Raw genomic sequence first — 19,841 nt, forward strand, 5'->3', positions numbered from 1 at the left:
GCGATGATTGCTGTACTGGATGAGGCTACAAGAAATAAAATTGCCGCAGGAGAAGTGGTAGAACGGCCTTCTTCTTGTGTTAAAGAATTAGTAGAAAATGCTATTGATGCAGGGGCAACTATGATTGAAGTAGAAATCGCAAATGGTGGTCAAACTTATATTCGTGTTACAGATGATGGGTGTGGTATGAGTCAAGAAGATGCCCACATGTGTATGATTCGACATGCGACCAGCAAGATTCGCTCGGTTGAAGATATTTTTTCTATTACATCTTTGGGTTTTCGAGGTGAAGCTATTCCGAGTATTGCTTCTGTATCTCGTTTTCAAATTACGACGCGTAGAAAAGAGGATGATTTTGCCACTCATTTAATAGTTAATGCAGGGAAGGTAGAAACGGAAGAACAAGTTGGTTCGTCTATTGGAACAACGATGGAAGTGAACGATTTGTTCTTTAATACGCCAGCACGGAAAAAATTTTTAAAAAGTGAGCGAACAGAGGCGTCAAAAATTAGTGAAATGTTGACAAAGTTGGCATTGGCTCATTCGGATATTGGTTTTTCTTTTATTAATAATGGTAGAACTACGCTACAAACGGGTGGAACTGGTGAGTTAAAAGAAACAATTGCGGCTATTTATGGGGTAGATGTAGCAAAGGAAATTTTTCCAGTACAATATGAAGATGAGTATGTAATGGTGACGGGATTTGTTGGTAGACCGTCTATTTTAAAAAGTTCACGAAACTGGCAAACATGTGTGGTGAATCAACGTACTGTTCACAATCCGATGATGTTCAAAGCAGTTGATAATGCATATCATGCTATGTTACCCAAAGTAGGATATCCTTTTGCTATGATTCATTTACAGATGGATCCAGCTACGATAGATGTCAATGTTCATCCAGCTAAAACTGAAATTAAATTTTCTGATGAAAAAGCTATTTATCATGCTATTTATCATGCCATTGTGCAAGCGTTGGTAGCACAAGAGGCCCCAGAACAGGTGGCGCGTCCGATCCAAGCAAATTCACAGCAGATGCAACATATTGAAGAAGCATCAGCTCAATATGCACATGTGCAACAATCATTTTTTGGTGGAGAAGATAGTTTAGTTGAAAGAAGCAAGGTAGAGTCACAGAGTCAACCGCTTATATTGTCTAATATGCCATTAGAAAAATCAGCACAACCGATCAGACATACGAATGACTATGTGCCGTTACCATCTTCATCTATTCCGGTTGATGAACGCGCATTTTCACAGCAGTTAGCCCCAAAAGAAGGCGTAGAAGAGGTGAGTGCGGATAGTATTCGTTTTGCCGATACGGAAGAGATCTTTCCCCTGGGATCGGTAGCTGAATGTTATATTTTAGCAAAAAAAGGAAATGACTTATATATTATTGATCAACATGCAGCTCATGAACGAGTACGATATGATCGTTTTTGCAAGCGTGTTGAAGGATTGCCGAGTCAGCAATTATTGATGCCTTTGTTTGTTGAATTTGATACAAATGATATGACAATTTTATTAGAACAAGAAGCGGTATTTCAGGATTTAGGCTATACGTATTCACAAGCTGGACCTGAAACTATTCGTGTAGAAGAAATTCCTTGTGATTTGTCGATGAGTATGATTCAAGAATCATTGCAAACTATATGTCATGATTTACAAGAAAATAAGCATCTTGATAAGGCAACTATTCGGCATCGGGCATTAGCGTATTTATCGTGTCGGGGAGCAATTAAAGCGGGGGATCATATTACGATGCGTGAGATGAAACAGTTATTAGATGATTTATTTAAAACAGAAAAGCCTTTTGTTTGCCCCCATGGTAGACCTGTAATTATTCGTTTTACGGCGGAAGAATTGGCGAAATTATTTAAGCGAACATGAAATTAATCGTAACGACATCAATGAAAGCTAGTGGGACGGTATGTATCGCGGCTAAACAGTGGACTCATCATATAGGGGGGATATTTGTAGAGCGATGGGGAAAATCGTTAGAACGCTTAACTGAGCTTAGCGGTGGAATTTTTATTGTTTATACGGCAAAGGGTCCTCAATTATATACACCTCAGGGAAAACATGGTTTTAGTTTGCAGTTAGCGGAATTACGGATTAAAAAATTACGTAGAGGGGAACGGGATTATCTGTTAGAAGCTTTTGATATGAGACAGGCCGGGCATATATTAGATTGTACTTGTGGTTTAGGGGCCGATGCAATTACGGCTTCTTTTGGCTTGCCTTCGGGAACACGTGTAACCGCATTAGAAAATTCACCATATTTAGGCGTTATTACAGCGTGGGGGTTTCAACATTATAGACATGAAAAAGAGGACGTGACTGCGGCCTTGCGTCGCATTCGATTTATTGCCATGGATTATCAAATTTGGTTGAGACGAACGTCAGAATATTATGATGTTATCTATTTTGATCCAATGTTTGCACATCCTGTACTTTTAAGTAGTAATTTTAAGCCTTTGCGCAATGTTGTAACCTTAGAACCCATAACAAAAGAAATTATTGATTTAGCACTAACCAAAGCAAGTCGCGTAGTTATTAAGACACAATCTACGAAATGGATACAATCATGGTTTCCGTGGATGGAGAATATTGGAGGAAAATATAGTCATATTCAATATGCAGTGTTGAAAGGAGGCAGTCAAGCATGGACAAAGTAGTCGCCATAGTCGGTGCAACAGCAGTCGGCAAGACGGCTTTAAGTTTTGCTTTAGCGGAAAAATTAAATGCCCCACTTATTTCTGGTGATGCTTATCAAGTATACAAGCATATGGATATTGGCACGGCGAAACCAACACCTGAAGAATTACGGCAATTTCGTCATTATTTTATTAATATATTGCAGCCTGAACAAACTTATTCGGCGGCACAATTTTGTATTCAGGCTAAACAGTATATTGCCCAATATAATGAACAACATGCTATTCCGATTGTGGTTGGTGGAACGGGATTATATATACAAGCGTTGTTAGAAGGATATGAATTTGGTGCACCTCAAAGTGTGCCAGCCATTCGCACACAGGTGATACAGCGTATTAAACATAGTAATGTGGCTACATTGAAAGCACATATTTACAAACATACACAGTGGGAACCGAGAGATTGGCATGAATTATTAGCGAATAAAAATCGTTTAATTCGATTGCTTGAGGCGATTGAATTAGGTCAGGGGAAAGAATTTATTCATGCAGGTAAAGCTAGTTCTCCTTGCTATGATGCTTATGTGATTGGCTTATCATTACCAAGAAGTGTGTTATATGAACGTATTGAAAAGCGCATTGATATGATGATTCAACAAGGATGGATTGATGAAGTAAGGTACTTATTACAACTAGGATGCGATATGGAAAGTCAAGCTATGAAGGCTATTGGTTATAGAGAATTGGCTGCATATATACGACATGAATTAAGCTTGGAAAAAGCGGTTATGATAATTAAAAAGAGAACAAGGCAATTTGCTAAGCGACAAATTACTTGGTTTAAACGGATGCCATATATTCATTGGTTTGCAAAAGAAACCTATGGAACAGAGAGCGAATTAATACAAGATGTTATGGCTAATTTGCCTTGGGATTTGCAAGAAAGGAAATAAAATAGTGGCAATACAGTGGGAAGAAATTAAAAATAAAGCATTTTATATTTGTGCAGATCAATTTCAGCACATTGATCATATTGCATTGGAAAATACACGTAAAGTGTTACAAGCATATAAAGCAGTTCAGTTATCTGCTTTTCATTTTGCTGGAACAACAGGCTATGGTTATAATGATTTAGGTCGAGAACACTTAGATGCTGTTTATGCACAGGTGTTTCGTGCGGAAAAAGCGTTAGTCAGACCGCATTTTGTTTCGGGTACACATACACTAGCTACGGTGCTATGTTCTTTATTACAGGCAGGAGATACATTGGTATCGTTAGTTGGTGCTCCTTATGATACAATGCAAGGTGTAATTGGATACAGTCGTTATACGCCGCATTCTTTAAAAGAAAAAGGTGTCTTATATGAAGAAGTATCGCTTTTGCATAATACATACGATTTAACTTCGATTGCGAAGACCGTAAAGCGATTACAACCAAAGGTTGCTCTTATTCAACGTTCACGAGGTTATGCTTCAAGACCATCTTTGACGATTGAAGATATACAGTGCATTATCAAAACAGTTAAACAATATAGTCCTCAAACAATTTGCTTTGTCGATAATTGTTATGGTGAATTTACCGATACGCGAGAACCTATTGAAGTAGGGGCAGATATTATTGCTGGTTCTTTAATTAAAAACGCTGGTGGTGGTATTGCTCCAACGGGAGGATATATTGCAGGAAAAACAGAACTGGTAGAAGCGGCAGCCGATTATTTAACTGCACCAGGATTAGGAGAGGAATTAGGTTCTTATGCAACAGGATATCGGTTATTTTTTCAAGGATTTTTTATGGCCCCGCATGTAACGGCTCAAGCTATTAAAGGGGCAGTATTTGCAGCCGCTGTTTTTGCGGAATTAGGGTTTAAAGTTGAGCCGCAAGCGACGACACGGCGCTCTGATTTGATCCAAACCATTTATTTGGAAAATGAAGATAACATGTGTCATTTTTGTGAAGGAATTCAAACCTTTTCGCCTGTTGATGCACATGTGACACCAATACCTGATGATATGCCAGGTTATAGTGATAAAATTATTATGGCGGCTGGTGCATTTGTGCAAGGTTCTTCTATTGAATTATCAGCAGATGGCCCCATTCGAGATCCTTATGTTGTATATTTGCAAGGGGGTATTGTTTTTGAGCATAATGTATTAGCAGTGTTACAGGCGGCACAATATATTATGGAACGTAATGAAGGAGTAGGGTATGATTAAAGAAGTATTGGTAGTAGAAGGTCGATCGGATGTAGCACGTATTCAAGCATCTCATATTGATGTTGATATGATTACTACCGATGGTTTTTCATTGAGGAAGGATACATTAGAACATATTCAACGAGCTTATGAAAAACGGGGGATTATTATTTTAACGGATCCCGATAGTGCGGGAGAACGTATTCGCATGTATTTGAGTAAACGTTTTCCTAAAGCAAAACATGCGTTTATTTCACGTGAAGAGGCTACGGCTAATGGAGATATTGGTATAGAGCAGGCAGCAGCAGAATCAATTAAAAGTGCGTTGTTAAAAACACGATATCAACAATATACTCCTACCAGCACTTTTACGATGGCTGATTTATGGAGTGCGCAATGTAGTGGTTGTGGCAATGCGTCGGTTCGTCGCAGTAAGATAGGGGCAATATTGGGTATAGGATATGGAAATGCAAAACAATTTTTGCAACGTTTAAATCATTATGGTGTTACACGCGAAGAGTGGAAACAGGCCGTTGCTCAAATAGGAGATTAGCATATATGAAAGATATAGAATTAGCAAAAGAAGATGTAGTACGATATATTGTTAAACGTTTTGGATTGCGGATGAATAAAAAGTTGGGACAAAATTTTTTAATTTCTCCTGATGTAGTACATCAGATTGCCAGAGCAGCGGATCTTAAAGACGGCGATTCGGTTTTGGAAATTGGTCCAGGCATAGGGAGTTTGACACAGGCTTTAGCAGAAACAGGTGCATTTGTGCATGCGGTAGAATTAGATGTACATTTATTGCCAGTATTAGCTAAAACATTAGCACATTATGATAATGTAGAAATTATTCATGGCGATATTTTAAAAATATCGATTCTAGATATTGTAAAAAAGACGCCTTTTACCGTTTGTGCAAATTTGCCTTATTATATAACAACCCCGATTATTATGCAGTTGTTAGAGTCTAGGTTACCAATTAAGCGGATGATTTTTATGGTACAAAAAGAAGTTGCACAGCGTATGGTTGCAGTTCCAGGCAATAAAATATATGGGGCTTTGTCTGTTGCTGTACAATATTATACCGAGCCGCAGCTATTATTTGATATTTCCCCACATTCTTTTTTACCCGCACCAGAGGTCACTTCATCCGTTGTGGAATTACAAATTCGGAATAAGCCGATTGTTGAAGTAAGTGATGAAAAACGGTTTTTTGCTGTGGTTAAAGCGGCATTTGCCCAACGGCGTAAAACACTAATGAATGCGTTGAAAGGTGCTGGTTATGATAAAAATGTGATTATGCATGTATTAGAGCAAGTGAATATTGATGGTAATCGGCGTGGAGAAACATTGAATTTATCTGAATTTGCACAAATTGCTAATCATATATCTTTATTAAAATGATAATGAGTATGCTTTTATATCAAAATGATTATAATGAAAACGGATAATTGATTGACGTATATATATATTGCGTGTACAATAAAGATAATGAAAAGAATTTTTTCAGAAAAATCATGGTATGATAATATGAGGTCTAAGATTTTATATATGTAGAATTGAAAAACGCATGGGCTAATGTAAGGCGTACCAATGCGTTTTTCCTTATATTGGTTTGCTGGTAGTAGGAGGAAGAAATGCATGATGAAGGAACTGCAAAGACTGTGTAGGCAAATTCGGCAAGATACTGTGCATTCTATCTATTTGGCAGGCTCAGGTCATCCTGGAAGTTCATTGTCAGCAGTAGAAATTATGGCAACTTTATATTTTACTGATATTTTTCAGTGTAATCCTTCATGTCCAGATGATCCTACGCGTGATCGTTTTATTTTATCTAAGGGCCATGCGGCACCTGCCTATTACAGTGTTTTGGCTCGCAAAGGATTTTTTCCAATATCTCAATTGCGAACGCTGCGACAATTAGGAAGCTCGTTACAAGGGCATCCCAATATGGTAAAGTTGCCTTGTTTGGATATGGCCGTGGGTTCATTGGGACAAGGATTATCTATTGCCAATGGAATAGCTTTCGCTTTAAAAAGACAAGATATAGCGTCACGGGTGTATTGTCTTATTGGCGATGGAGAGCAACAAGAAGGACAAATTTGGGAAGCTGCTATGTTTTCCGTGCAACATCAATTAGATAATGTCTGTTTGATTGTGGATTGTAATGGTTTACAATTAGTTGATTCGGTCGATGTGATAAAAGATATGGAGCGAGTAGCTTTTGCTTGGCAGGGCTTTGGCTGGCATGTTATAGCTGTTGATGGGCATGATGTAAAGGCCTTATATCAGGCTTTTATAGAAGCACGACAGGTGAAGAAAAAACCAACAGTACTACTGGCAAAGACCGTAAAAGGAAAAGGCGTTTCATATATGGAAAATCAAGCAGATTGGCATGGTATGGCTCCGAATAAAGAGCAGTATGCCAGTGCGATGAAGGAATTAAGCCAGGAGGTACAAGAATGAAACGAGTACCGATGCGTGATGGGTATGGTAATGCGTTGTTAGAACTTTGTCATACTCATAAAGATGTAATTATATTGGATGCAGATGTTGCTACCTCGACGAGAACCGATTGGGTACGTCGGAAGTATCCAGAACAATATGTTAATATTGGTGTTGCTGAACAGGATTTGGTTGGTACTGCAGCTGGCATGGCCGCAGCAGGATTAACGCCTTTTGTTTCTACGTATGGTGTTTTTTTAACGGGGCGAGCCTGGGAACAAATTCGTAATACTGTTTGTTATAATCGCTTGAACGTAAAATTAGGTGGTGCTCATGCGGGCATTTCTGTTGGCCCTGATGGTGGTACACATCAAGCACTAGAAGATATTGCTTTAATGCGTACGATTCCTAATATGACTGTGGTTGTTCCTTGTGATTATAAGGAAACATATAAGGCTACGCTGGCTTTATATGATATTAAAGAGCCTTCGTATATACGCTTTGGGCGTAATCCAGCACCAGTGGTTACTACGGATGATACACCTTTTGTGTTGGGAAAAATATCTGTTATGCGCAGAGGAAAAGACGTAACTATTTTTGCTAACGGGGTGATGGTAGCTCAAAGTTTGGCGGCAGCTATGCAATTGGCAGCAAGAGGTATTTCTGCATCTGTTATTAATGTACATACGGTTAAACCGTTAGATGTGGAGGGGATCTGTCAATATGCAGCTGCTACGGGAGCAGTTGTTATCTGTGAGGAACATCAGCGTATAGGTGGTTTGGGGAGTGCGATTTGCGAAACACTAAGTCAACATTGTTGTGTACCTGCTGAATGTGTCGGTATAGAAGATTGCTTTGGCGAATCGGGTGATCCGGATGAGTTATTAACGGCATATCATTTAGGAACGGATACTATTTGTCAGGCCGTTGAAAAAGTATTGACACGTAAAATTACATTACCCGAATGTCTTTGTAAGGTAAGTATTTAAGAGAATACAAGAGCAAAGGAGCATATAAAAGATGTTTCTTTGCTTTTTTTATTTATTTTTAGTGTTTTTTATGATAAAATACATGGGAACTTTAAGGAAAGGAATGGGATGTTAATTGATAACATGGGTAGAAAATGCTGAAATTATGATGAATAAAGTACTTACTCCTTCAATTTATCAAATGGTGTGCAAGGCTCCACGGATTGCTGCGATTGCTAAGCCAGGACAATTTGTGAATGTAAAATATATGGCAGGTAGCACGTTTTTGCGTAGACCCTTTGGAATTGCTAATGCGGATCCTACAACGGGAACCATTACAATAATGTATCGTGTAGTAGGACAAGGAACTAACGAAATGAAAACGTTATTACCCACTTCAGTTATCAGTGTTGAAGGACCTTTGGGAAAGGGAGTTTTTTCAATCGGTAGGGAACATTCCTTATTAATTGGCGGTGGCATGGGAGCGGCACCACTCTTGTTTTTAGCCAAGAAGATAAAACATCCTATTGTCTTAATTTCGGCTAAAAATAAAGAAGAAACTTTTTGGACTCACTTGTTTTCAGCTTATACCGATATAATTTATACTACTACTGATGATGGTTCCGTAGGTATCCATGGTTTTGCGACAGCTGCTTTACCGTTTATTTTTAAACAGCATACGGTAGGTCATATAGCTGTTTGTGGACCAACGCCAATGATGCAAGCAGTTGCTAGAGAAGCAATGCTCCATAATATCGATTGTGAGGTTTCTTTGGAAAAACGCATGGCTTGTGGATTTGGTGTCTGTTTAGGGTGTACTTTTACGGGAAAAGTAGCTGGTATTCGATACAAAGTATGTAGTGATGGACCGGTATTTTCCTCGCGGGAGGTATTTTTATGAGTAATTCTATATTACAAACTACTTTTTTAGGGATACCTATGAATACGCCTATTATGGGGGCATCAGGAACGTTTGGCTTTGGTTTTGAATATATGCCGTTTTTACAAATGAAGTATGTAGGGGCGATTATTTCAAAAGGTATTACGCCGTTACCGAGAGAAGGAAATGCAGGTGTGCGTATTGCTGAAACGCCATCGGGGATGCTTAATTGTATTGGTTTAGAAAATCCAGGGGTGGAGTTTTTTTTAGCTAATTTGTTACCGGAGATACAAAAATTGCATATTCCACTTATTGTGAATATGTCAGCTAGTTCGGTAGAAGAATATGGAGAGCTTGCTGAAAAATTAGATGTACCTGGCGTAGATGCGGTTGAGGTCAATATTTCTTGTCCGAATGTTAAAGAAGGCGGTATTGTTTTTGGTACAGATGCTAAGGCGGCAGCAGCAGTGACAGCAGCAGTGCGAAGGCATACGAAAAAACCAGTAATTATGAAATTATCGCCTAATGTTACAGATATTACCTATATGGCACAAGCGGTAGAAGCTGCGGGTGCAAGTGGAATTTCACTTATTAATACGGTAACGGGAATGGCTATTGATATTACGACAAGAAAACCTGTTTTAGGAAATATTACGGGTGGACTTTCGGGACCAGCGATTAAACCGATTGCCTTACGTATGGTATGGCAAGTAGCTAAGGCTGTACATATTCCTATTTTAGGTGTTGGGGGAATCAGCACATGGCAGGATGTAGTAGAGTTTATGCTGGCAGGAGCTACAACGGTTGCAGTTGGTGCTTATAATTTTGTTAATCCGCAGGCAATAGAAGAGATTGCCATAGGTCTTGAAAAATATTGTCAACAAGAAAAAATCACACATATTTGTGAAATAATTGGCACATTAAAAGATTGACATGAATATTTCTTTTTGTTAAAATGATGATGTCAATTAGGACACGTAGTTATTATTGTTAATGAATGGAGAGAATACGATGCCTGCTTTATTACAGCTGCGAAAAAAATGCCATTGTAAATTGCGGTGCAAGTCGTATGTCTCAGTGTATACACCTCAAGAATAAGATGTTCTTGAGGTGTATTTGTTTTTAGGAGGGATTATTGTTGAAAGTAGGAGTAGTTATGGGGAGTGATTCGGATTTCCCAGTAATGAAAAAGGCGTTAGAAGTATTAAAACAATTTGGAGTAGAATACGAAGTGTTATTAGCATCTGCTCATCGTACGCCACAAGCAGTTCGAGAGTTTACAGAAACAGCTGTAGCAAGAGGCATTACCTGTATTATTGCAGGGGCTGGCATGGCTGCACATTTACCAGGGGTAGTAGCTTCATACACTACGTTGCCTGTTATTGGTGTACCGTTGGAAAGCGGCCCTATGAAAGGTATGGATGCGTTATTGTCGATTGTACAAATGCCATCGGGAATGCCAGTTGCTACCGTAGCTATTAATGGTGCGAAAAATGCCGCTCTGTTGGCTATTCAAATTGGGGCTGCATCAAATCATAAGTTAGCTCAACAATATAGCTCCTATCGGCATAATATGGCCGGAGAAGTCGAAAGAAAAAATCAAAAAATACAAGAGGCCGTACAAGCAATATAAAGCAATAATATTAATGGAGGAATGGTATGTTATACGATCCAACCTTAGATAAATGGCATGAAGAATGCGGTGTATTTGGTATCTATGACCCGAAATTAGATATTCCTAAATATATCTATTGGGGGCTTTTTGCTTTACAACATCGTGGGCAAGAAAGTGGTGGGATGGCTTTACATGATGGAGAAAATATCCATACCCATCGTGGAATGGGGCTTATTAGTCATGTTTTTGAAAAGGGAGTTCCTTCGGCAACTGGACATATTGGGATTGGACATGTCCGTTATTCTACGACAGGTGCGAATAATCCACAAAATATACAGCCATTAGCGGTATATACTTCAATGGGACAAGTCGCTTTAGCACACAATGGAAATTTAACTAATACGAGACAGTTAAGAGAAGCGTTAGATAAAAGCGGGACAGCCTTTCAAACGACAATGGATAGTGAAATCATAGTTAATCTTGTCGCGCGAAGTCACAAAAAAACGATAGAAGAACGTATGATGGATAGCTTGAGACGGATTGAAGGTGCGTATTCAGTAGTTTTTATGACGAAAGATGCTTTATATGGAGCACGCGATCCCTTTGGCTTTCGACCTCTTTGTATCGGCAAAACGGCATCAGGTGGTTATGTTATTGCTTCAGAAAGTTGTGCATTAGATGCCATTCATGCTACGTTTGTTCGAGATGTCTTGCCAGGGGAGTATATTAAGATTAACGACCGTGGAATTACTTCACAAATGTATACTGCTCCGCAATCGAAACAAGTATGTTCTTTCGAATATATATATTTTGCTCGCCCTGATAGTATTATTGATGGGCAAGATGTCTATCAGGCTCGTTTGAACATGGGCGAAGAAATGTGGAAAGAAACACAATATGATGCAGATTTAGTAATTTCTGTACCCGATAGTGGAACAACGGCAGCTATTGGATATTCTATGGCTTCGGGCATTCCATTTAATTATGGGTTAATTAAAAATAGATATATGGGACGTACCTTTATTAAACCAGATCAAAAACAAAGAGAACTAGCGGTGAGAATGAAGTTAAATGTGGTCAAATCGGTGGTAAAAGATCGACGCATTGTCATGGTAGATGATTCGATTGTACGCGGAACAACGAGTGGTATTATTTGCAAGATGTTGCGTGAAGCAGGCGCGAAAGAAGTGTACTTATGTATTTCTGCTCCACCTGTAAAATATCCCTGTTTTTATGGCATTGATACATCCGTACGAAAAGAATTAATCGCGGCACGTATGAATGAAGAAGAGATAAGAGCTTATATTGGCGTAGATAAATTACATTTTATTTCGCCTGAAGGATTATATCGAGCAATGGATCATATTTTACCGAATACTATGTGTATGGCTTGTTTTAATAATCATTATCCTACAACTGTCCCCGTCGTTACGGAGGAAGGAGAAAAATATGCCTTTGAATAATAATCAAGAAGCGTTAACTTATGCTGCTTCCGGAGTCAATATTGATGCTGGAAATCAGGCGGTTGAATTAATGAAAGATTCTGTTAAAGCCACTTATCGTCCAGAAGTAATCGGTGATTTAGGCGGTTTTGGCGGATTGTTTTCATTAGCTAAGATGGGGATGGAAGATCCTGTTTTAGTCAGTGGTACTGATGGTGTTGGCACTAAATTACGCCTAGCTATTGAAATGGGAAAACATGATACAGTGGGGCAAGATTGTGTTGCTATGTCGGTAAATGATATTTTAGTACAAGGTGCAGAACCGCTATTTTTCCTGGATTATATTGCTGTAGGGGCACTTGAGCCTACGCAAGTAGCTACGATTGTTCGTGGCGTCGCTCAAGCTTGTAAAGAGTCAGGGTGTGCTTTATTAGGTGGCGAAACGGCGGAAATGGCTGGATTTTATGCGAAAGGTGATTATGATTTAGCTGGCTTTGGCGTGGGTATTGTGGAAAGAAAAAAATTAATTACGGGAAATACGATACAGGCTGGTGATGTATTGATTGGGCTTCCTTCAACAGGCGTACATTCTAATGGGTTCTCATTAGTGCGAAAAATAATTTTTGATCGGATGCATTATTCTTTAGATCAAAACATTCCTGAACTAGGAACTACGTTGGGAGAAACATTATTGACGCCTACTCGTTTGTATCCGAAAGTATGTTTACCGCTTTTAAAGAAATACACGATAAAGGGAATGGTACATATCACGGGAGGCGGATTTTATGAAAATATTCCCCGCATATTACCAAACCAATTAGGTGTAGTCATTGATACCACAGCGTGGCCTGTATTGCCTATTTTTACATTATTACAAAATTGGGGAAATGTTGCTGTAAGAGAAATGTATCGCACATTTAATATGGGAATTGGTATGATTTTGGTCGTTTCACCAGAAGATGCTGGTCCCATTCGTGAATGGTTAGCGGCTCAACATGAAGCAGCGTATATAATAGGAGAAGTCAGAGAAAGCGATGTGCCTGTTGTTTTAGAGGGAGGACTTTTTAATGACTAAAAAAAAGGTGCTTTTATTGGCTTCAGGACGAGGCTCAAATGCGAGTGCTTTGTATGAAGCGATGCAAGATGGTCGTATTAATGGGATTCCCGTCGGACTTATTTGTGATATACCGCAAGCACAGATCCGCCAAAAAGAGAAAGAATGGGATATTCCATTTTTTCTTGTTGATAGAAAGGAATATCCTACAAAAGGGGAGTTTAATAAAAAAATAAAAATGCAGGTTGATGCGTTGCATCCCGATTTAATTTGTTTAGCTGGTTTTATGCGAATATTGGATGCAGATTTTGTACGTGCATATGAAGGTAGAATTATTAATATCCATCCTTCTTTATTGCCATCATTTAAGGGGTTACATGCACAACGGCAGGCACTTGAGGCGGGTGTAAAAGTTGCTGGTTGTACGGTTCATTTTGTTACGCCTGCGATGGACGATGGACCCATTATTACGCAAGAAACGGTTCCTGTATATGAAACAGATACAGAAGATACATTGGCAAATCGTATTTTGGTTAAAGAACATCTTGCTTTTGTTCATGCCGTATCGTTATTTTGTAATGATCAATTAGAAATTTGTGAATCGCGTGTAGTACATCGAAAATAGGAGGTAGAGGGATGAGAATAAAGCGAGCATTACTAAGTGTATCGGATAAAACGGGAATTGTTGCATTGGGACAGGCGCTTACTAAAATGGGAATTGAAATCCTTTCTACGGGAGGAACCTTTCGGTTATTAAAAGAACAGGGGGTGCCTGTTATTTCCGTATCCGATGTAACGGGTTTTCCTGAAATGATGGATGATCGTGTTAAAACGTTACATCCCAAGATTCATGGGGCTATTTTAGCACGGCGTGATCATATTCGTGATCAGGAAGAAATGAAAAAATATGATATTATTCCTATTGATATGGTGGTAGTTAATTTATATCCTTTTGAGGAAACCATACAAAAAGAGGGTATTACATTAGTTGATGCGATTGAACAGATTGATATTGGAGGTCCTTGTATGGTCCGTGCAGCGGCTAAAAATAATGCCTATGTAGCGGTTATTACAAATCCCAAGCAATATGCCGAATGCATTTCTATTTTGCAAAGGGATGGTGTTTTTTCTGATGCCTATCGATTGAAATTAGCCCGTGAAGCGTTTGCTCATACAGCGGCATATGATACAGCTATTGCTACGTATTTACAAGAGGTAGTAAGAAAGGAAGGCATAGAATGAAAATAGCAGTTATTGGTAGTGGTGGTCGAGAACATGCCATTGTTTATGCATTATCAAAAAGTAAACAAGTAGAATCAATTTATGCTATTCCTGGAAATGATGCAATGCAAGCACTCGCTACTTGTGTGCCCGTGGAAAATAATAACCTCGATGAAATGGTAAACATTTGTCAAGAGAAAAAAGTGGATCTTGTTGTTATTGGGCCAGAAGGACCATTGACACAGGGGATAACCGATTGTTTGCAAGCCGTAGGTATTCCTGTATTTGGACCGAATAAAAAAGCAGCGCAGTTAGAAGGCTCGAAGGCATTTGCTAAAGCATTGATGAAAAAATATGGGATTCCTACGGCCGCATATGAAGTGTTTACGGATTTAGAAAGTGCGAAGAAGTATATTCTTAAGCAAGGTGCACCTATTGTAATTAAAGCGGATGGATTGGCGGCAGGAAAAGGGGTAGTCGTTGCCCAGACGACAACGGAGGCAATTCAAGCCGTTTCACGTATGCTTGCAGAAAAAGAATTTGGCGCTGCAGGGGTTAAGGTTGTGATAGAAGAGTGCATGGAAGGCGAAGAGGTAAGTGTATTATCTTTTGTAGATGGTACACAGGTAGTGCCTCTTATTTCTGCTCAAGATCATAAGCGTATATTTGATCATGATAAAGGACCGAATACAGGGGGGATGGGCGCATATGCACCCGCACCTATATTGACTGTAGACCTGATGAAATTAGTAAAAGAACGCATTTTATACCCAACATTACAAGCATTACACCAAGAAGGAATTACCTATCGAGGTTGTTTATATGCGGGGTTAATGATTACTAAAGAGGGACCAAAGGTAGTTGAATTTAATTGTCGTTTTGGTGATCCCGAAACACAGGCTATATTACCTTTGCTGACAGGAGATTTGGCACAAATTATGTATGATTGTGCAGTAGGAACGGTCGATGCTAAACAAGTCACATGGCAAAAAGGTGCTGCTTGTTGTGTTATGATGGCTTCTAGCGGTTATCCGGCTACCTCTCATAAGGGGGATGTTATTCATGGACTGAATGAAATTCATGATGTGCTTGTTTTCCATTCGGGTACGAAAAAAAAAGAACAGACTTTTGTGACAAATGGCGGACGCGTGATAGGGGTTACCGCAACGGGAATGGATTTAAAAGAAGCGGTTATAAAAGCTTATCAAGCAGTTGATAAAATTAATTTTGCAGGTATGCAATATCGTAAAGACATTGCATATAAGGGGTTGCAACATCTTACTAAGAAGGATTTGTTTTAGCAAATAACACATCCTAGGCATAGAATTGTTCTTTTTTTCACTTTTTCTTGTTTTTCTATGGGCAAGTACATTTGGTTATGTTATAATACATTTGGCATAAATACGAAGCATTGTTATAGTTGGTTGGCATAAAGCGAGACCGCAATGTTAGTGGTATGTTTGATTATAACGACTTGTATCTGTACAAGAACGAGAACGGAGGAAAAAGAATGAATAAATATTCGGGTGATTCATTCACGGTACCCGTAAAAAAGGCTTTATTTACGACTCAGGAATTAACCATCATTGGTATGCTGGCAGGCATTACTGTCTTATTGGGAGTAACGGGTTATGGTTTTATTCCTTTACCGATGATGAAAGCAACCATATTACATGTACCTGTTATTATTGGGGCTGTTTTGGCTGGACCGCGGGTAGGCATAATGGTTGGATTTTTATTTGGTTGTTTTAGCATTATTCAGGCAATCACATCGCCTGTTGTATTATCTTTTGCTTTATTAAATCCACTTATTTCGATCCTTCCACGGATTTTAATTGCTGTCGGTGCTTATTATACGTATGTAGGAATTCGTAAGCTTATTCGACAAAATTTACTAAGCTTGGCAATTGCTGGATTTATTGGTTCGGCTATTAATACCATTGGTGTTATGGGAGGTATCTTTTTATTATATGCTAAGCATTTTGCCGAAGTTCGACATATTCCTGTTGCACATGTAGCGGATATTATCATTGGGATTTGTGCGATGAATGGATTACCAGAAGCTTTGATTTCGGCCTTTATTACGGCATCTGTAGTAACGGTGTTACAGCGGGTAGTAAGAAAATAGAAATGAATGGGTTACATATGGAATATCGTTACTTATACACGAAAAATTAGTAACCGAATAGGACCCCTCTTTGCTTGATAAAAAGTAAAGAGGGGTTGTATTTTAGAAATTTTTGTGTTATCCCTTTTAGAAACGTGTAAAAAAAGAGCGGTAGTAGTGGGATAATAAATATGATGGTAGGAAGTGATGGTAGAAATTTATAACGGACAAGAAATGATGAAAAAAATTAATAAAAATATTTATTATAGACAGTGAATATGATATACTAAAAAGAGTCTGTAGAAAGAAAAATAGGTGAAGGTTATGAAGTGGAAATCTTGGAAACAAGCAATTATTTTAATTGGAACAGCAGCTATTGTGGCTGGATGCGGCAATGCATCTGTATTAGAAACATATAGTTTTGGTACAGTACAATTAAAAGTAGGCTCATCTGAATTGTATATGCAAAGTCCTTTTGATTTAGGGCGGATACAGCGCAAATCAGATCCAGGTGTATTGTATGGTGGCGAAGATAAGCGTATGACCATCATTGCATTAGCTGAACCTAAAACAGCGACGACAGTTGATCAAACCATTGATAACGTGGTGTTAGCACTTTCACAGGCGGAAGATATTTCAGATCTACAAATGAAGAGTAGGCAAATCAATATTGGTAATCGGTCTGGACGCGAATTGATATGTCATTATAATCAACTTCGTAAGGATGAAAAAATCCGTATTGTGATGCAAAGTCTCTTCTTTGAAGATAAAGACCAAGTATGGCACATTCAATATGTATATCGTCAAGGTGATAACATCGGGAAAGAAGCTATTGATCGTGTCTTTGGTCACATACAATAATTAGATGAACGAAAGAGGGTACAGGTAATGATCATATTGGTCGTAAATTGTGGTAGTTCTTCGTTAAAATATCAATTGATAGACATGAAGAATGAAGAAGTAATGGCAAAAGGGTTAGTAGAACGCATTGGATTGGCAGAGGGTGTTTTAACCCATAAATGGAAAGATCAGAAAAAGGTTATTAATCAACCTATTCCCGATCATAATGTCGCTGTTCAATTGGTATTAAACATTTTGACAGATAAAGACTGTGGTGTTATTACTTCTATGGATGCTATTGATGCCGTAGGACATCGTGTTGTTCATGGTGGTGAAAAATTTGCTTGCTCTACATTAATTACAGATGAAGTGATGCAGGCATTGGATGAATGCGTAGATATGGCCCCACTTCATAATCCGCCTAATATTATTGGTATTAAAGCTTGCCAGGCGATTATGCCTAATGTTGTTCAAGTTGGTGTTTTTGATACAGCATTCCATCAAACTATGCCCGCAAAGGCATTTATGTATGGTGTTCCTTATGAATTTTATAAAGAAGATGGTATTCGCCGTTACGGTTTTCATGGCACGAGCCATCGTTATGTTGCTGGTGAAGTTGCTCGCGTTATGGGAGTTCCTGTTGAAAAATTGCGTATTATCAACTGCCATTTAGGAAATGGTTCTTCGTTAGCGGCTATTAAATATGGTAAAAGCGTAGATACGACAATGGGATTTACTCCTTTGCCCGGTGTATTAATGGGTACTCGTTGTGGAGATATTGATCCAGCTATCGTATTACATGAAATGGAACGTCGTGGTTTATCGGCAAAGGAAATGGATACGATTATGAATAAAAAATCGGGTGTACTTGGTATTTCTGGTGTATCCAGTGATTTCCGTGATTTAGGGGAAGCCGCAGCAAATGGGAATGAACGAGCTAAATTAGCATTGGATATGTTCCATTATCAAGTGCAAAAAGCTATTGGTGCGTTAGCAGCTGCTATGGAAGGGGTAGATGTTATTACCTTTACAGCAGGTGTAGGCGAAAATGGTATTGAAGATCGTGCGGGTATTTGTCGTGGATTAGCTTATTTAGGAGCAAAATTAGACGAAAAACGTAATGATGTACGTGGCAAAAACGCGTTGATTAGTACGGATGATTCTACCGTAAAATTATATGTCATTCCGACAAATGAAGAAATTATGATTGCTCGGGATACGCGTGATATTGTTTCGCAGACGAAGTAATAGCCGATCTTAGCGGCAGAGGTACAAGATGAATATCGTATATTGGGATATTGATGGAACCCTTATTAATACAGGTGTTGCGGGAATGCATGCAGTGCTAGAAGTATTTCGACAGTGTAAGGGCCCAAAGGTGCATCTGCCGCGAATTGAGGCAGGCGGACGCACGGATAATTATATTTGTCAGCAAGTGTTGTACAAGTCGACGGGGATTATGCCAACAGAAGAGGAAGTCCAGTCTTTTTGTCGGCAATACGAAGCGGCTTTATTGAAATGGTTGCAACGAACGGGAAAGGAAGGGACTATTTTTAAGGCGGTACCGCCTATTTTAGAGGCCTTGCATCATAAGCCTCAAGTTAAGCAACTATTGTTAACGGGGAATAGTTCCATCGGTGCAAAATTAAAGCTATCTTATTTTGGGTTAGATAAATATTTTGACTTTGTGCATTCGGGATTTGCTTTTCATTTTTATTATCGCAATGATTTAGCACAACATGCACGAAAAATTGCAGAAAAGCAGTGGGGCGATGAAATTGCAGAAGTGTATGTCATTGGTGATACACCGTATGATATACAATGCGGAAAAGCTATTGGTGCAAAGACTATTGCGGTAGCAACGGGACATTATTCGTATGATGTTCTTGCTGCGTGTGAACCATGGGCAGTATTACCGGAATTACCTGATGTAGACACGTTTATTTCGTTGCTGCAAGTATAGTATAAAAAAACTTCAAGAAGAGTTTTCTTGAAGTTTTTTTATTTTTCACTATAAAATAAAAACCTTCCATTAAATAGAAGGTTTTTAAAAGGTTTTTGTGGTGACCCAGTAGAGATTCGAACTCTAGACCCACAGCTTAGAAGGCTGTTGCTCTATCCAGCTGAGCTACTGAGTCATAATAAATGGAGCGGGTGATGGGAATCGAACCCACGTAACCAGCTTGGAAGGCTGGCGCTCTACCATTGAGCTACACCCGCATAAAATATTGGTCGGAGCAGCAGGATTTGAACCTGCGACCCCTTGGTCCCAAGCCAAGTGCGCTACCAAACTGCGCTATGCCCCGTCAACAAAAATTATTATATCTTGTATTCTATTTTTTGTCAATTAGTTTTTTATCATTTTTCAGGGGAATATGCATTGCAATTGGTTAAATTTGTGTGCTACAATGAGGCA

20 protein-coding genes and 3 tRNA genes are annotated in these 19,841 nt (G+C 38.9%); 20 read left to right on the top strand and 3 right to left on the bottom strand.

From position 1 onward, the window contains the following. Positions 1-3 precede the first annotated feature (3 nt). From mutL to HMPREF1040_RS05955, 20 genes are all read left to right on the top strand, one after another. Positions 4-1,887, top strand: coding sequence for a DNA mismatch repair endonuclease MutL (gene mutL, locus HMPREF1040_RS05860; RefSeq protein ID WP_071777859.1), 1,884 nt, complete (start codon positions 4-6; stop codon positions 1,885-1,887). Then, positions 1,884-2,675, top strand: a complete 792-nt coding sequence (locus HMPREF1040_RS05865; RefSeq protein WP_007393011.1) for a class I SAM-dependent methyltransferase — start codon at positions 1,884-1,886, stop codon at positions 2,673-2,675. Before mutL ends, HMPREF1040_RS05865 begins: the two co-directional genes overlap by 4 nt. After that, positions 2,663-3,607, top strand: a complete 945-nt coding sequence (gene miaA, locus HMPREF1040_RS05870) for a tRNA (adenosine(37)-N6)-dimethylallyltransferase MiaA (protein WP_007393029.1) — start codon at positions 2,663-2,665, stop codon at positions 3,605-3,607. Before HMPREF1040_RS05865 ends, miaA begins: the two co-directional genes overlap by 13 nt. 10 nt (positions 3,608-3,617) lie before the next feature. After that, a complete protein-coding gene (locus HMPREF1040_RS05875; protein WP_176604712.1) occupies positions 3,618-4,868 on the top strand; it encodes a methionine gamma-lyase family protein in 1,251 nt (416 codons plus the stop codon). After that, positions 4,861-5,400 carry a ribonuclease M5 gene (rnmV, locus tag HMPREF1040_RS05880; RefSeq protein WP_007392994.1) on the top strand — a complete coding sequence of 180 codons (540 nt, stop codon included), beginning with the start codon at positions 4,861-4,863 and terminating at the stop codon, positions 5,398-5,400. Before HMPREF1040_RS05875 ends, rnmV begins: the two co-directional genes overlap by 8 nt. Before the next feature lie 5 nt (positions 5,401-5,405). Continuing rightward, the gene (gene rsmA / locus HMPREF1040_RS05885; protein ID WP_007393023.1) at positions 5,406-6,257 is read left to right on the top strand and encodes a 16S rRNA (adenine(1518)-N(6)/adenine(1519)-N(6))-dimethyltransferase RsmA; all 852 of its coding nucleotides are present in this window, start codon (positions 5,406-5,408) and stop codon (positions 6,255-6,257) included. 237 nt (positions 6,258-6,494) lie between these two features. Continuing rightward, on the top strand, positions 6,495-7,319 hold the full coding sequence (locus HMPREF1040_RS05890; protein WP_007393020.1) for a transketolase: 825 nt from the start codon (positions 6,495-6,497) through the stop codon (positions 7,317-7,319). Then, on the top strand, positions 7,316-8,287 hold the full coding sequence (locus tag HMPREF1040_RS05895) for a transketolase family protein (RefSeq protein WP_007392997.1): 972 nt from the start codon (positions 7,316-7,318) through the stop codon (positions 8,285-8,287). Before HMPREF1040_RS05890 ends, HMPREF1040_RS05895 begins: the two co-directional genes overlap by 4 nt. A 115-nt stretch (positions 8,288-8,402) precedes the next feature. Next, positions 8,403-9,167 (top strand): dihydroorotate dehydrogenase electron transfer subunit, encoded by a 765-nt coding sequence (locus HMPREF1040_RS05900; protein WP_007393016.1) that lies wholly within the window; start codon positions 8,403-8,405, stop codon positions 9,165-9,167. After that, positions 9,164-10,078 (top strand): dihydroorotate dehydrogenase, encoded by a 915-nt coding sequence (locus HMPREF1040_RS05905; RefSeq protein WP_007393008.1) that lies wholly within the window; start codon positions 9,164-9,166, stop codon positions 10,076-10,078. The genes HMPREF1040_RS05900 and HMPREF1040_RS05905 overlap by 4 nt, the downstream gene beginning before the upstream one ends. A gap of 206 nt (positions 10,079-10,284) precedes the next feature. Then, positions 10,285-10,779 (top strand): 5-(carboxyamino)imidazole ribonucleotide mutase, encoded by a 495-nt coding sequence (gene purE, locus HMPREF1040_RS05910; protein ID WP_007393032.1) that lies wholly within the window; start codon positions 10,285-10,287, stop codon positions 10,777-10,779. A gap of 26 nt (positions 10,780-10,805) precedes the next feature. After that, positions 10,806-12,224: an amidophosphoribosyltransferase gene (purF, locus tag HMPREF1040_RS05915; RefSeq protein WP_007393038.1), complete on the top strand. Its 1,419-nt coding sequence runs from the start codon at positions 10,806-10,808 to the stop codon at positions 12,222-12,224. Further along, positions 12,217-13,278, top strand: coding sequence for a phosphoribosylformylglycinamidine cyclo-ligase (purM, locus tag HMPREF1040_RS05920; RefSeq protein ID WP_176604713.1), 1,062 nt, complete (start codon positions 12,217-12,219; stop codon positions 13,276-13,278). The genes purF and purM overlap by 8 nt, the downstream gene beginning before the upstream one ends. Next, positions 13,271-13,882: a phosphoribosylglycinamide formyltransferase gene (purN, locus tag HMPREF1040_RS05925; RefSeq protein ID WP_007393040.1), complete on the top strand. Its 612-nt coding sequence runs from the start codon at positions 13,271-13,273 to the stop codon at positions 13,880-13,882. The genes purM and purN overlap by 8 nt, the downstream gene beginning before the upstream one ends. 11 nt (positions 13,883-13,893) lie before the next feature. Next, on the top strand, positions 13,894-14,499 hold the full coding sequence (locus HMPREF1040_RS05930; protein ID WP_007393039.1) for an IMP cyclohydrolase: 606 nt from the start codon (positions 13,894-13,896) through the stop codon (positions 14,497-14,499). Next, positions 14,496-15,779 (top strand): phosphoribosylamine--glycine ligase, encoded by a 1,284-nt coding sequence (gene purD / locus HMPREF1040_RS05935; protein WP_007393019.1) that lies wholly within the window; start codon positions 14,496-14,498, stop codon positions 15,777-15,779. Before HMPREF1040_RS05930 ends, purD begins: the two co-directional genes overlap by 4 nt. A gap of 209 nt (positions 15,780-15,988) precedes the next feature. Next, positions 15,989-16,606, top strand: a complete 618-nt coding sequence (locus HMPREF1040_RS05940; RefSeq protein ID WP_007392996.1) for an ECF transporter S component — start codon at positions 15,989-15,991, stop codon at positions 16,604-16,606. 303 nt (positions 16,607-16,909) lie between these two features. Then, complete coding sequence (locus HMPREF1040_RS05945) at positions 16,910-17,446, top strand: hypothetical protein (protein ID WP_007393014.1); 537 nt, start codon at positions 16,910-16,912, stop codon at positions 17,444-17,446. Between the two features lie 27 nt (positions 17,447-17,473). Beyond that, positions 17,474-18,673: an acetate/propionate family kinase gene (locus HMPREF1040_RS05950; RefSeq protein ID WP_007393031.1), complete on the top strand. Its 1,200-nt coding sequence runs from the start codon at positions 17,474-17,476 to the stop codon at positions 18,671-18,673. A 28-nt stretch (positions 18,674-18,701) separates the two neighbouring features. Next, positions 18,702-19,388 carry an HAD family hydrolase gene (locus tag HMPREF1040_RS05955; RefSeq protein WP_007393036.1) on the top strand — a complete coding sequence of 229 codons (687 nt, stop codon included), beginning with the start codon at positions 18,702-18,704 and terminating at the stop codon, positions 19,386-19,388. Between the two features lie 98 nt (positions 19,389-19,486). On the opposite strand, the gene HMPREF1040_RS05960 is transcribed toward HMPREF1040_RS05955, so the two are convergent. The 3 genes from HMPREF1040_RS05960 to HMPREF1040_RS05970 form a co-directional block, all read right to left on the bottom strand. Further along, positions 19,487-19,563 (bottom strand) — tRNA-Arg (locus HMPREF1040_RS05960). An 8-nt stretch (positions 19,564-19,571) separates the two neighbouring features. Further along, positions 19,572-19,645, bottom strand: a tRNA-Gly gene (locus tag HMPREF1040_RS05965). Positions 19,646-19,654: 9 nt separating this feature from the next. Then, a tRNA-Pro gene (locus tag HMPREF1040_RS05970) sits at positions 19,655-19,731 on the bottom strand. Between the last annotated feature and the right edge of the window lie 110 nt (positions 19,732-19,841).

It is taken from the genome of Megasphaera sp. UPII 135-E, assembly GCF_000221545.1.
GTDB classification, from domain to species: Bacteria; Bacillota; Negativicutes; order Veillonellales; family Megasphaeraceae; genus Megasphaera; species Megasphaera hutchinsoni.